Origin of the sequence: Embleya sp. NPDC008237 (assembly GCF_042956465.1) — a bacterium.
Taxonomy (GTDB): Bacteria; Actinomycetota; Actinomycetes; order Streptomycetales; family Streptomycetaceae; genus Embleya.
This window is the reverse complement of record NZ_JBIBGL010000008.1, coordinates 204,408-216,762: the sequence shown is the minus strand read 5'-3', so window position 1 is coordinate 216,762 and position 12,355 is coordinate 204,408. Positions and strand designations below refer to the sequence as shown.

At 72.9% G+C, this 12,355-nt stretch carries 11 protein-coding genes; 7 read left to right on the top strand and 4 right to left on the bottom strand.

Annotation, left to right across the window (positions count from 1 at the left end; translation table 11 throughout):
- Positions 1-27 precede the first annotated feature (27 nt).
- Positions 28-690 (bottom strand): hypothetical protein, encoded by a 663-nt coding sequence (locus tag ACFZBU_RS22050; protein WP_391585331.1) that lies wholly within the window; start codon positions 688-690, stop codon positions 28-30.
- A 311-nt stretch (positions 691-1,001) separates the two neighbouring features.
- On the opposite strand from ACFZBU_RS22050, the gene purN reads away from it, so the two are divergent.
- Positions 1,002-1,646 carry a phosphoribosylglycinamide formyltransferase gene (gene purN / locus ACFZBU_RS22045; protein WP_391585330.1) on the top strand — a complete coding sequence of 215 codons (645 nt, stop codon included), beginning with the start codon at positions 1,002-1,004 and terminating at the stop codon, positions 1,644-1,646.
- A complete protein-coding gene (purH, locus tag ACFZBU_RS22040; protein WP_391585329.1) occupies positions 1,643-3,232 on the top strand; it encodes a bifunctional phosphoribosylaminoimidazolecarboxamide formyltransferase/IMP cyclohydrolase in 1,590 nt (529 codons plus the stop codon). The genes purN and purH overlap by 4 nt, the downstream gene beginning before the upstream one ends.
- Before the next feature lie 99 nt (positions 3,233-3,331).
- On the opposite strand, the gene ACFZBU_RS22035 is transcribed toward purH, so the two are convergent.
- Positions 3,332-3,949, bottom strand: a complete 618-nt coding sequence (locus tag ACFZBU_RS22035) for an RDD family protein (RefSeq protein WP_391585328.1) — start codon at positions 3,947-3,949, stop codon at positions 3,332-3,334.
- A 235-nt stretch (positions 3,950-4,184) separates the two neighbouring features.
- Between ACFZBU_RS22035 and ACFZBU_RS22030 the strand changes: the two genes are divergently transcribed.
- From ACFZBU_RS22030 to ACFZBU_RS22020, 3 genes are all read left to right on the top strand, one after another.
- Positions 4,185-6,374, top strand: a complete 2,190-nt coding sequence (locus ACFZBU_RS22030; protein WP_391585327.1) for an FUSC family protein — start codon at positions 4,185-4,187, stop codon at positions 6,372-6,374.
- Positions 6,371-7,228 carry a bifunctional methylenetetrahydrofolate dehydrogenase/methenyltetrahydrofolate cyclohydrolase gene (locus ACFZBU_RS22025; RefSeq protein WP_020554613.1) on the top strand — a complete coding sequence of 286 codons (858 nt, stop codon included), beginning with the start codon at positions 6,371-6,373 and terminating at the stop codon, positions 7,226-7,228. The genes ACFZBU_RS22030 and ACFZBU_RS22025 overlap by 4 nt, the downstream gene beginning before the upstream one ends.
- Before the next feature lie 121 nt (positions 7,229-7,349).
- Positions 7,350-7,745: a DUF3017 domain-containing protein gene (locus ACFZBU_RS22020; protein WP_391585326.1), complete on the top strand. Its 396-nt coding sequence runs from the start codon at positions 7,350-7,352 to the stop codon at positions 7,743-7,745.
- 80 nt (positions 7,746-7,825) lie between these two features.
- Here ACFZBU_RS22020 and ACFZBU_RS22015 read toward each other — a convergent pair whose 3' ends face one another.
- Positions 7,826-9,205, bottom strand: coding sequence for a glutamine synthetase (locus tag ACFZBU_RS22015; RefSeq protein ID WP_391585325.1), 1,380 nt, complete (start codon positions 9,203-9,205; stop codon positions 7,826-7,828).
- A gap of 232 nt (positions 9,206-9,437) precedes the next feature.
- Here ACFZBU_RS22015 and ACFZBU_RS22010 point away from each other — a divergent pair, with 232 nt between their 5' ends.
- Complete coding sequence (locus tag ACFZBU_RS22010) at positions 9,438-10,427, top strand: malate dehydrogenase (protein WP_391585324.1); 990 nt, start codon at positions 9,438-9,440, stop codon at positions 10,425-10,427.
- 214 nt (positions 10,428-10,641) lie between these two features.
- Here ACFZBU_RS22010 and ACFZBU_RS22005 read toward each other — a convergent pair whose 3' ends face one another.
- The gene (locus tag ACFZBU_RS22005) at positions 10,642-11,601 is read right to left on the bottom strand and encodes an ADP-ribosylglycohydrolase family protein (protein ID WP_391585323.1); all 960 of its coding nucleotides are present in this window, start codon (positions 11,599-11,601) and stop codon (positions 10,642-10,644) included.
- A gap of 179 nt (positions 11,602-11,780) precedes the next feature.
- On the opposite strand from ACFZBU_RS22005, the gene ACFZBU_RS22000 reads away from it, so the two are divergent.
- A complete protein-coding gene (locus ACFZBU_RS22000; RefSeq protein ID WP_391585322.1) occupies positions 11,781-12,275 on the top strand; it encodes a MarR family winged helix-turn-helix transcriptional regulator in 495 nt (164 codons plus the stop codon).
- Positions 12,276-12,355 lie beyond the last annotated feature (80 nt).

Genomic DNA, 12,355 nt, shown 5'->3' with positions numbered 1-12,355 from the left:
ACCGAGCTTCGCCGGACAGGCAACCGCCTAGATCGTGCCGTCCACGAGGAAGTGGTAGCGCTCCGGCAGCTTGTCCAGGCAGCGCTGCTCGCCGGTCTTGGTGAGCGCGCTGTCCATGCAGTCGTAGTAGTCCTTGTTGACCGCCTCGAACGTCCACACGCCCAGCACGTAGACCACCGCGATCGCGCCGGTGACCAGGCCCGCGAGCGCGGCGCCGGAGCGGCTGCCCGCCGGTCGGCGCACCCGCGGCCGATGGGCGGGCCCGCCCGGGGCGTGCCCCGGGTGCCGAGCGGTGCCGCCCGGGCCCTCCTCGATCCGCGGCCCGGCCGTGGCCGGCGTCGTCCCGCGCACCGTCCGGATGCCGAGCACCAGGGCGACCACGCCCAGCACCACGCCGAGCACCAGGCCCAGGTCGGACGGCAGGAACAGCGCGAAGAACACCGCCCACACCCCCGACCACAGTGCCAGTCGGCCATTGCGGACCCGGATGTCCTTGGGGTCGGGCTGCTCGCGCGGTTCGCGCGGCGCCCGCTGCGGTCGGTCCTCGCGGCCGTGCCGATCGCCCCCGTTGCCGCCGTCCCCTCGCCCGTTGCCGGGCACGTTCCACGGGGCGGCCGGCGGGCGATCGGGCGTACCCTCCGGCGGCGGGGCGTAGGGATCCCGCTCGTCGGTCTCGTTGCCGGTACTCATCCTCTGCCTGCCCTCGTCGTGCCGGATCGCGGGATTCCCTTCCCAGGATCGTACGTGTGCGGGGTGCACCGTAGCCGGGCGGCGGCGCCGAGTGGCCCCAAGGCCCTGTCCCCGGCCCCGTCCTCGGCATCCCACCCCGCCGGTTCGGTACTGCCTACCCCCTGACGCTATCGTTGCCGACGTACGGGCGCCGCTCCGTGTTCCCGCCTCCTGTCGGGGAACGCCCGCCGGACCCGTGCGAGATCCCGGCGAGAGCCCGAATCCATTTGGTGCCCCTCCCGCCCTTCCCTTCCGGAAAGAGCCGAAAAGCAGTGGCCGTTCACGCCCCGCGCATCCCCGGGCCGGCCCGGCTCGTCGTTCTGGTCTCCGGCTCCGGCACCAACCTCCAGGCCCTGCTCGACGCGTGCGCGGATCCCGCGTACGGCGCGAGGGTGGTGGCCGTGGGCGCCGACCGCGAGCACATCGCCGGGCTGACCCGGGCCGAGCGGGCGGGCGTGCCCACCTTCGTCGAACGCGTGGCCGATCACCCGGACCGGGCGGGCTGGGACGCCGCGCTCGCCGACGCGGTCGCCGCGTACGAACCCGATCTGGTGATCTCGGCCGGCTTCATGAAGATCCTGGGCCCGCGCTTCCTGGCCCGCTTCGAGGGACGCACCGTCAACACCCACCCCGCACTGCTGCCCTCGTTCCCCGGCGCGCACGGCGTCCGGGACGCGCTCGCGTACGGCGCCAAGGTGACCGGTTGCACGGTTCACCTCGTGGACGCCGGCGTGGACACCGGGCCGATCATCGCTCAGGGCGTCGTCGCGGTCGAGGACGGCGATCACGCCGACGGCGGCGAGGCGTTGCACGAGCGCATCAAGACTGTCGAGCGCACCCTGCTCGTCGAGGTCGTGGGCCGGCTGGCCCGCGAGGGCTACCGCATCGAAGGAAGAAAGGTCCGGATCCCCGCATGACTTCCGCCGCCCCCACCCCCACCGCCGGCACCGAGGACGAGGCACGCCGCCCGATCCGTCGCGCGTTGATCAGCGTGTACGACAAGACCGGTCTGGAGGAACTGGCCCAGGGCCTGCACGCGGCCGGCGTCGAACTGGTCTCCACCGGCTCCACCGCCGCCCGAATCGCCGCCGCGGGCGTGCCCGTGACCAAGGTCGAGGAACTGACCGGCTTCCCGGAGTGCCTGGACGGCCGGGTCAAGACGCTGCACCCGCGCGTGCACGCCGGCATCCTGGCCGACCTGCGCCTGGAGTCGCACCGCGCGCAGCTCGAAGAGCTGGACGTACGGCCGTTCGACCTGGTCGTGGTCAACCTGTACCCGTTCACGCAGACCGTCGAGTCGGGCGCGACCGCGGACGAGTGCGTCGAGCAGATCGACATCGGCGGCCCCTCGATGGTCCGCGCCGCGGCCAAGAACCACCCCTCCGTCGCGGTGGTGACCAGCCCGGACCGCTACGCCGACGTGCTCGCCGCGCTCGGGGCGGGCGGCTTCGACCTCGCGCAGCGCAAGCGGCTCGCGGGCGAGGCGTTCGGGCACACCGCCGCGTACGACGTCGCGGTCGCCTCCTGGTTCTCGAACGGCTACGCGCCGGCCGACGAGGAGAGCTTCCCGGCCTTCCTCGGCTCGGTCCGCCGCCGGGAGAACGTGCTGCGCTACGGCGAGAACCCGCACCAGGCCGCGGCCCTGTACGTGGACGGCACCGGTGGCCTCGCGGGCGCCGAGCAGTTCCACGGCAAGGAGATGTCCTACAACAACTACATGGACACCGACGCGGCCCGGCGCGCCGCGTACGACCACGAGCAGCCCTGCGTGGCGATCATCAAGCACGCCAACCCGTGCGGGATCGCGATCGGCGAGAACGTCGCCGAGGCGCACCTGAAGGCGCACGCGAGCGACCCGGTGTCCGCCTACGGCGGCGTGATCGCGGTCAACCGGCCGGTGAGCGTGGCGATGGCCGAGCAGGTCGCGGAGATCTTCACCGAGGTGATCGTCGCGCCGGACTACGAGGACGGCGCGGTCGAGGTGCTCGCCCGCAAGAAGAACATTCGGGTGCTGCGCGCCCCCGAGGCGCCGCGCACGCCGGCCGAGTTCCGCCAGATCGACGGCGGGCTGCTGCTGCAGAACGCCGACCGCTACCAGGCGCCCGGCGACGACGCGGCGGCCTGGACGCTGGCCACCGGTGAGCCCGCCGACGCCGAGACGCTGCGCGACCTGGTGTTCGCCTGGCGTTCGGTGCGCGCGGTCAAGTCCAACGCGATCCTGCTCGCCTCCGGCGGCGCGACCGTGGGCGTGGGCATGGGCCAGGTCAACCGGGTCGACTCGGCCAAGCTGGCCGTGCAGCGGGCCGGGGAGCGGGCGGCCGGCTCGGTGGCCGCGTCCGACGCGTTCTTCCCGTTCGCCGACGGCCTGGAGGTGCTGATCGCGGGCGGCGTGCGGGCGGTGGTGCAGCCCGGTGGCTCGGTCCGCGACGAACAGGTGGTCGAGGCGGCGCGTGCGGCCGGCATCACCATGTACTTCACCGGTACCCGGCACTTCTTCCACTGAGCAGGTCGCACCGACCGGCCGGAACACGCACGAGGCGCGACCCCCGCGGGGTCGCGCCTCGTGCGCTCGGTGTGGGTGCCACCCACACCTCGCTCCCGCTCAGACCTTGACCACGACCGTCGAGCAGACCTTGTCCGCGAACGTCTGCTTCTTGTCGTCCCACAGCGGCCACAACCAGCCGACGTAGCACGCGATCGAGTCCAGGAAGTGTGCTATCTGGCGGACGAAGGCCATCCCGAAGCCGGTGGGCATCCCGTCGCTCTCGCGCAGCACCTTGATCCCGACCGCGCCCTTGCCGATGGTCTGGCCGGTCTTGCCCTGGCGGTAGAGCTGCCAGAGCCCGAAGCCGAGCAGCGCCAGGCCGCCGACGACCATCAGCACGATCGGGCCGGGCCCGCCGTCGTAGGTGGTCGTCTCGGTGCCGTCGAGGTGCTCGGTCACGGTGCTCTCGCTCCCGAACCACAGGAACCCACCGAGCATCGGGATCCCGACCAGTGCCCCGACCAGGCCGTCGAGCAGGGTCGCGCCCACGCGGCGGCCCCAACTCGCGCAGTAGTCGCCGATGTTCGGCGGCGGGCCGTAGCCGTAGGGCTGGCCATAGCCGGCCTGCGGGCCGGGCTGACCGTACGCCGGTTGACCGTAGGCGGGCTGACCATAGCCCTGGCCCTCGGCGCCATAGCCGGGCGTCGGGCCGTACGGACCCGGAGGTTGGGACATGCGGAACTCTCCCCTGAGAACGCGCGCACACGCGGCACGCGACGCCGATGGCTCCGGGGTCGTCGACGCGCGAGCGCCGTGAGGGGCCCGGCGTCGCCCCCACCACCCGGGAGCCTGTTGGAGGCGGCACGTTACACCGGGGCGGTTGGCGCCCGGTAGGTCTTTGTCGGCTCCGGTGATCGGGATCATGCGGTGGGACTTGGCATTCCCGGCGAAAGGTGCGTTGCATGGGAGGATGCAGGATCAGGCGACCCCCGGACCCCAGCCGCAACGCACACCACTCGCGTTGCCGCCCGGGCCCTCGGCGGCCTCCTCCGACCCGCCCACGCTGCCGCCGTTCCCGGCGCTGCACCCGCCCGAGCTGGGCCCACAGAACCAGATCAAGCCCCTCGTCACGCTCACCGGCAAAGGCTTCACCTGGGCGGCCGGGGCGCGCGCCGCGCTCGGCGTGGGCATCCCGTTCGCGATCGTCACCGCGGCCCTGGGCGTCGGCTACGGCACGTTCGCCGCGCTGGGCGGCTACACCGTGCTGTACGCGGCCAAGGAGCCGTATGCGCGCCGGGCGATCACCCTCGCGTTGGTCGGCCTGGGCCTGGCGCTGTCGCTGACCCTGGGCTCGCTCGCGGCCGGCACCGCGCTCCTGTACGTCCCGGTGATCACCCTGGTCGCCGCCGTCGCCACCTTCCTGTGCGGCGCGTTGCAGGTGGACCGCCCGGGCGGCTACATGTTCACCCTGGTCTGCGCGATGGGCGCCTTCCTGCCGCACCAACCCGACATGGTCCCCGAGCGGGCCGCGCTGGTGCTCGTGGGCGCCGCCGGGGCATGGCTGGTGTCGATGTCCGGGTGGCTGGTGCGTCCGCGCCACCCCGAGCACATGGCGCTCGCGGCCTGCTTCGACGCGCTCGCCGACTTCTTCGCCTCGATCGGCGACCAGCCCAGCGACGCCGCCCGACACCGCGCGTCCGAGACCGTACACAGCGCGTGGGTGAGCGTGTTGCGCGCCGACACCAAGCGCAATCGGCGCACCGGCGAGGCCCGTCGGCTGCGGGTGTTGTGCCGGCGCGCGCTCGACCTGTTCCAGGCCGCCCAACTGCTCGCCGTCGAGCGCACCCGGCCGCTGCCGCCGGAGATCACGGACACCGTGCGCGCACTGGCCGGCGCGGTCGGGCAGCCCAAGCTGGTCCCGGTGATGCCCGCGGTGCTCGCCGACACCGAGACCGCCGCCGAACGCTACCTGCGCACGGTGCTCCGGGCGGCCGCCGCCGCGGCCGGCCAACCGGCGGTCAAGGAGGGCGAGATCATCCCCGGCCGGCGGCCCACCGCCGGCGAGCGCATGCGCGCCGCGTTCGACCGCTCGTCCCTGGTCCCGCCGACCGCGCTGCGCACCGGACTGGGCGTCGGCTCGGCGACGCTGGCCGCCGCGCTGCTGCCGGTGGTGCACCCGGTGTGGGTGGCCATCGCGGCCGGCGCCGCGCTCCAGGGCGGCAACGTCGTGCTCGACTTCGGCCGGGTGCTGCAACGGGCGATCGGCACGCTCGTGGGCGTCGCGGTGATCGCGCTGTTCTTCCACGACCTGATGCCCAACCGCTGGCTCGTGGTGATCGCCGTCGCGCTGCTGTTCGGCGCGACGCAGACCGTGATCGCCCGCAACCTGGCCGTGGGTGCCGCGTGCGTGACCCCGGTCGGCCTTTTCCTGGCCGCCACCGGCCAACCCGACGCGCACGTGGGCGACCTGGCCGCCACCCGGCTCATCGACACCGTCCTGGGCCTGGCCGTCGGCCTGACCGCGAGCCTGGTGTTGTGGCCGCGCGCGTCCGCGACCCGATTGCCGCGCCAACTCGGCCGGACCATCCGGGCCGAGTCGATGCTGCTGCGGGCCACGGTCACCGGGCAGATCGTGGACGATCGTGCCTGGGGCAGCACCCGGCGGGCGGCCCGGCGCGAACTGCTCGACCTGTGGAGCGTGTACGAGGCGGCACTGGGCGAGTTCACCGGCCGCCGGCTGGATGTCGAGCGGTTGTGGCCCGCGATCGTGACCGCCCAACGGCTCGGCTATCGACTGATGACCGCCCCCGAGACCTACCGCACCGAACCACCCGAGCCGATTCCCGCCGACGACCTCGACCGGCTGGACGCCTACCTGGCCGAACTGGCCTCCGCCGCCGAGGAGCGGCGCCCCCCGACGCTGCCCGACCAGCCGGATCTGTGGGGGTATCCGGTGCTGCGCCAACACCTGAAACGACTGGGTCGCACCATCGCCCGGGCGAACGAACCACTGCCCGCCCGGCAGCTGCCCGAGTTCGTCCAGCGACGCATTCTGGCCCCGCCCGCCCGGCTCCTGCACGGGGCCCGCCGCGCGACCGACGCGGATACGGGACAATCGCAGCGACCGGCCCCAAACCGCGGACCAGGAGACAGAACTTGAAGGCGCAGATCCTCGACGGCAAGGCCACCGCCACCGCCATCAAAGCCGAACTGGCCGTTCGGGCCGAGGCACTGAAGGCCCGAGGCATCACGCCGGGTCTGGGCACCGTGCTCGTGGGTGACGACCCCGGCAGCCACTCGTACGTGCGCGGCAAGCACCGCGACTGCGCCCAGGTGGGCATCGCCAGCATCCAGCGCAACCTGCCCGCGGACGCGACGCAGGAGCAGGTCGAGGACGTGGTCCGCGAGCTCAACGCGGATCCGGCCTGTACCGGCTACATCGTGCAACTCCCGCTGCCCAGGCACCTGGACGCCAACCGGGTCCTGGAGCTGATGGACCCGGACAAGGACGCCGACGGCCTGCACCCGACGAACCTGGGCCGGCTGGTGCTGGGCCAGGAGGCGCCGCTGCCGTGCACCCCGCGCGGCATCGTCGAACTGTTGCGCCGGCACGACATCGAGATCAACGGTGCCGAGGTGTGCGTGATCGGCCGCGGCGTCACCGTCGGCCGCCCGATCGGGCTGCTGCTCACCCGACGCACCGAGAACGCCACGGTGACCCTGTGCCACACCGGCACCAAGGAACTGCCGTTCCACGTGCTCCAGGCGGACGTCGTCGTCGCCGCGGCCGGCGTGCCCGGCCTGATCAGCGCGGACATGGTCAAGCCCGGCGCGGTGCTGCTGGACGTGGGCATCACCCGCACCGAGCACGGTCTGGTCGGCGATGTGCACCCGGAGGCCTACGAGAAGGCCGCCTGGGTGGCCCCGATGCCCGGCGGGGTGGGTCCGATGACCCGCGCGATGTTGCTCACCAACGTCATCGAGGCCGCCGAGCGGCAGGTCACCAGCCTGTGATCGAACCGCGTCGGACCCTCGCCCCGGGCCGCGCGATCGCGGGTGCCCGCCCGCGACCGGCGGCCGCGGGGTGCGGGTCCGACGCGGTGTCGCTCACGCTCAGCGAGGAGAGGTGGGACCTGTGGCAACCGCTCGGGGGCGGCGCAAGGACGGCAGGAAGAAGGAGCCGGGCACCTACCTGCCCGAGGGTGGTGCCTCGCCGGCCGGACCCGGACCGCTGCGGGAGTGGCCCGCGATGGTGGTCTTCGGCTGCCTGATCGCAGCGCTGCTGACCGCCGCGCTCGACGGCTTCCGGATCGCCGCGATCCTGATCGCGGGCACCTTCCTGGTCGCCGCGATACTGCGGCTGTTCGTATCCGACGTGGGAGTCCTGGCGATTCGCAGCCGGTTCACCGACGTGGGTGTGCTGCTGTTCTTCGGCGCCGCGGTACTGCTCCTGGGGCTGAGCATCCCCGAGCCGCTCGTCGATCTGCCGTGGGTACCCAAGCGCACCGGTTCGAAGGGCCTGGGCCTGTAGACCACCCGCGGACCCCGCGGTTCCGCGACTGTGGGTGCACGGACCCTGTGGGCGCACGAACCCGCCGGGACCCGCGGACGTCAGTACAGCCGGCGCGCCTCGCCGGCGATCTCGCTCGGGGTCATCCCGGTGGAGCGGACGATCTCGGCCCGGCGGACCGCGGTGACCGCGTCGAACAGCGTCTCGCCCAGTGCCTCGCGCAGCACCGCGCTCGCCTCCAGGGCGGCCAGCGCGGCGGCCGGCGACTCCGGCAGCCGGGGCACGCCGTCCGCGGCCGACGGATCGCCGGGCACCTCCACCGGCAGTCGCAGCCCGTCCTCGATGCCGGCCAGCCCCGCCGCGATCACCGTGCCGACCACCAGGTACGGATTGGCCGTCGCGTCGAAGCACTTGAGTTCCGCGTTCGCCGTGTGTTGCCGCTCGCCCGCCATCCCGGTGACCAGCCGCAGCGCCGCCTCGCGATTCTCCAGACCCCAGCAGCGGTACACGCCCGCCCACTGCGCGGGCACCAGCCGCAGATGGCTGGCCGCGCTCGGGGCGCCGATCGCCAGCAGCGCGGGCAACTCGCGCAGGACACCCGCCAGGAACGCCTCGCCCTCGCGGGTCAGGCCCTGCGGCCCCTCGCCGCCGTGGCACAGGTTCATCCCGTCGCGCCACGGCGAGAAGTGCAGGTGGGCGCCGTTGCCCACCTCGCCGGGCAGCACGCACGGCGCGAAGGTGACCGTGTGCCCGTGCCGGGCGGCGACCGCGCGGATCGTCTCGCGCACCAGCACCGTGGTGTCCGCCGCGCCGACCGGATCCTCCGGTGCCACGGAGACCTCCAATTGGCCCGCCGCGTACTCCGGGTGGACCTGCAACACGCTCACGTCCTGGGCGGCGAGCGCGCGGATCAGCTCGCGCAGTTGGCCGGAGACCCGGACCACCCGGGTCATCCCGTAGGCCGCCTTGTGGAAGGCGGGTGCGAAGCGGCCGGCCGCGTCCTCGGTGCCGGTGATCCACTCGACCTCGAAGCCCATCCGCAGCGACAATCCGCGCAGCCCGGCGCGGGCGGCCATCCGTCGGGCGAAGGTGCGCTGGCAGCCCGCGTAGGGCACGCCGTCCTGGGTGTAGCGGTCGCCGGGCGCCCAGGCCCAGCCGGGTTGCGCGGCCAGCGGGCGCAGCGCCGCCAGGTCGGGGATCAGCCGGAGGTCGCCGGTCGGCCCGCCGACCAGCTTGCCGGCGGTGATCGAGTCGTCGGCGAGAAACACGTCGAACACGGGGGAGAAGCCCACTCCGTGCGTGGCGACCGCGTCCAGGCGGGCATAGGGGATCGTCTTGACCCGGGTGATGCCGGCGTTGTCCACCCAGCCGAGGGCGACCGCGTCGATCGGGTCCGGCGCGGCGGCATCGGCCGGCACCGATGCGCCCGGGAGGCCGGAGGCGGGTCCGCCGGCCGGCTCGGACGGGTCCGACGCGAACATGTGTCACCCTCCGGGATCGACCGACTCCGACGGGTGATGAACCTACCGGTCGGTTCCGTCGAAACGAAAACGCGGCGGGCGGAAACCGGTTCGGGGCGAACCTCACACCGGTGGTTGGCGGAGCGGCCCCGGGGGCCGGAGTAATGTGGCGGCGAAAAGTATCTCGATGCCGAGCTACCGGCGGACTGCCATCGGCGTCGGATCCCGCCGCAGCAGAGGAGACCCGCGCGCAATGTCCCGTACCCCCGTCAACGTCACCGTCACGGGCGCGGCCGGTCAGATCGGCTACGCGCTGCTGTTCCGCATCGCCTCCGGTCACCTGCTCGGCCCCGACACCCCCGTGCGCCTGCGCCTCCTGGAGATTCCGCAGGCGGTCAAGGCCGCCGAGGGCACCGCGATGGAGCTCGACGACTGTGCGTTCCCGCTGCTCGACGGGATCGACATCTTCGACAACCCGACCGACGGCTTCGCCGGTGCGAACGTGGCCCTGTTGGTCGGCGCCCGCCCGCGGACCAAGGGCATGGAGCGCGGCGACCTGCTGGCCGCCAACGGTGGCATCTTCAAGCCGCAGGGCGAGGCGATCAACGCCGGTGCCGCGGACGACATCAAGGTGCTCGTGGTCGGCAACCCGGCCAACACCAACGCGCTGATCGCGCAGCAGCACGCGCCGGACGTACCGGCCGAGCGCTTCACCGCGATGACCCGCCTGGACCACAACCGCGCGCTGACCCAGCTCGCGAAGAAGACCGGCGTCGCGGTCACCGACATCGCGAAGCTGACCATCTGGGGCAACCACTCGGCCACCCAGTACCCGGACGTCTTCCACGCGCAGATCGCCGGCAAGAACGCCGCCGAGGTGGTCGACGACCAGACCTGGCTCGCGGACACCTTCATCCCGACCGTCGCCAAGCGCGGCGCGGCGATCATCGAGGCGCGCGGCGCCTCCTCGGCGGCGTCCGCGGCCAACGCGGCGATCGACCACGTGCACACCTGGGTCAACGGCACCGCCGACGGCGACTGGACCTCGATGGGTGTCGTCTCGGACGGCTCCTACGGGGTGCCCGAGGGCCTCATCTCGTCCTTCCCGGTCGTCTGCAAGGACGGCAAGTGGGAGATCGTCCAGGGCCTGGACATCAACGAGTTCTCCCGCGGCCGGATCGACGCGTCGGTGCGGGAACTGGCCGAGGAGCGCGACGCGGTGCGCGAGCTGGGCCTGATCTGACCCCGAGCCGGGGCCGGGAACCGCTCGTCGGTTTCGCCGCCCCGGCGGCCGGTCGGTGGTGACCGAGGGCGGGCCGAACGGCCCGCCCTCGGTGTGTTCCGGGAGCCCGCTCGGCACGATCGTGATGCGGGTGCCGAGCACCGGGGGGTTCGCCCCGGAGCCGGCCCGGCAGCGGTGGGCCCGCCGACTTCGTTCGAGGTCGGCGGGCCCGCTTTCACGTCCGGCCCGCGGACGTTGCGCCGCCCGTGTCGACCCAGCCCGGGACGGGCTCGCGGGCCGTGAGCCAGGAGCTGTGGATGTCGGCCGAACCGGTGCGCGACGCCACCACGCCCGCCGTGATCGCGCACGTCGTGTCGACGTCGCCCATGCCCCGGGCCGTTTCCCACAGGGCGTCGTCCAGGGCGTCCAGGTGGTGGGCCGCCGTCCACAGGGCGAAGGGGACCGTGTCGGGAGCGCTGATCCGGGTTCCGTTGCCCAGCACGCTCACCGCGTTGCGGACCGAGGAGCCGGCCGGCAGCCGGGCTGCGGTGCGGATGCCGGAGGCCACGTCGCTCTCCGGCGTGTGCCGGGCCACCTCGGTCAGGAACGCGACCGGATCCTGGGCCGGTTCGTCCCGCCCGCGGGTCGCCAGGGCCGCCGCGATCGCCACCGCGACCGCGCCCGCAGCCGCCTCCGGGTGGGCGTGCGTGGTCGCGGCGGAGCGCTCGGCCTCGGCCGCGACGTGGGAGAGGTCCTCGTCCGCATGCCATGCGCCCAGCGGTGCGACCCGCATCGCGGCGCCGTTGCCCCACGAGCCCTGGCCCTCGAATTGACGGCGCGTCACCTCGCGCCACGGCTCGCCCTCGTGGATCGCGCGCAACACGCCGTGCATCGACGGGCCGTAGCCGCGATGCGGGTCGGCCGTGTAGGACGCGGCGAAGTGCGCGGCCAGTGCGTCCTGGTCGACGTCGTCGCGCAGGTGCAGGATGCGCAGCACGGACAGCGCCATCGCGGTGTCGTCGGTCCAGTGCCAGAGCTCGGCCTCCGGTGCGATCCGGCGGGCCTGACGCTCGGTCGCCTCGGTGCCCCGGTAGAAGAACCATTGTTGGCCGAAGGCGTCGCCGAGGGCGAGGCCATGCAGGGCGCGAGCGGCGTTGGCGACGCGCCGGGTACGGTCCGGACGGCTGGCGTTCATGCGCCTCACCCTGCCGGCCGGGTCCGACCCGGGCCAGGGATTTCCCGGGCGCCCGACGTCGTTCGAAGCCGCTCGAAGCCGGTCGGACTCGCTCGGATCCGAGGGAAAGTGTCGGATATTGCTCAGTCTTATCTCGATATCAAGAGGCTTGGCGTCGAACGACTCGCTAGAATGATCCCATGAAAGACGAGGTCGACCGGCTTGTCGCGGCATGGAAGCGGGAGCGCCCGGACCTCGACGTCGAACCCCTCGAAGTACTGAGCCGGGTCACCCGACTGGCGAGGCATCTGGACCGCGCCCGGCGTACCGCGTTCTCCGCGCGCGACCTCGAACCGTGGGAGTTCGACGTGCTCTCCGCGCTGCGCCGGGACGGCGCGCCGTATCAGCTCTCGCCCGGCCAGTTGCTCACCCAGACGCTGGTGACCTCCGGGACGATGACCAACCGGATCGACCGACTCGCCGCCAAGGGCCTGGTGTTGCGACTTCCCGATCCGGACGACCGGCGCGGCGTACTGGTCCGGTTGACCGACGACGGTCGTGATCGGGTCGACGCGGCGATGGCCGAGCTGCTCGGCCAGGAGCGAGCCATCCTGGCGGGCCTGACGGTCGATCAGCAGGCGGCTCTCGCCGGGCTTTTGCGTTCCCTTGTCGCGCCGTTCGACAACCACGCCTGAAACAAACCTCTTTGGCCATTTCGTGACCATGATTCACTCTTGGTGATCAAATGTGTCAAGCACCCGTTGTGTGTCGGGAA

Excerpts from the sequence above, each read along its gene's own strand:
- ACFZBU_RS22000 (WP_391585322.1), top strand. The coding sequence starts at position 11,781 with ATGAAAGACGAGGTCGACCGGCTTGTCGCGGCATGGAAGCGGGAGCGC.
- ACFZBU_RS22030 (WP_391585327.1), top strand. The coding sequence starts at position 4,185 with ATGCAGGATCAGGCGACCCCCGGACCCCAGCCGCAACGCACACCACTC.
- ACFZBU_RS22015 (WP_391585325.1), bottom strand. The coding sequence starts at position 9,205 with ATGTTCGCGTCGGACCCGTCCGAGCCGGCCGGCGGACCCGCCTCCGGC.
- ACFZBU_RS22035 (WP_391585328.1), bottom strand. The coding sequence starts at position 3,949 with ATGTCCCAACCTCCGGGTCCGTACGGCCCGACGCCCGGCTATGGCGCC.
- ACFZBU_RS22050 (WP_391585331.1), bottom strand. The coding sequence starts at position 690 with ATGAGTACCGGCAACGAGACCGACGAGCGGGATCCCTACGCCCCGCCG.
- ACFZBU_RS22005 (WP_391585323.1), bottom strand. The coding sequence starts at position 11,601 with ATGAACGCCAGCCGTCCGGACCGTACCCGGCGCGTCGCCAACGCCGCT.
- ACFZBU_RS22010 (WP_391585324.1), top strand. The coding sequence starts at position 9,438 with ATGTCCCGTACCCCCGTCAACGTCACCGTCACGGGCGCGGCCGGTCAG.
- purH (WP_391585329.1), top strand. The coding sequence starts at position 1,643 with ATGACTTCCGCCGCCCCCACCCCCACCGCCGGCACCGAGGACGAGGCA.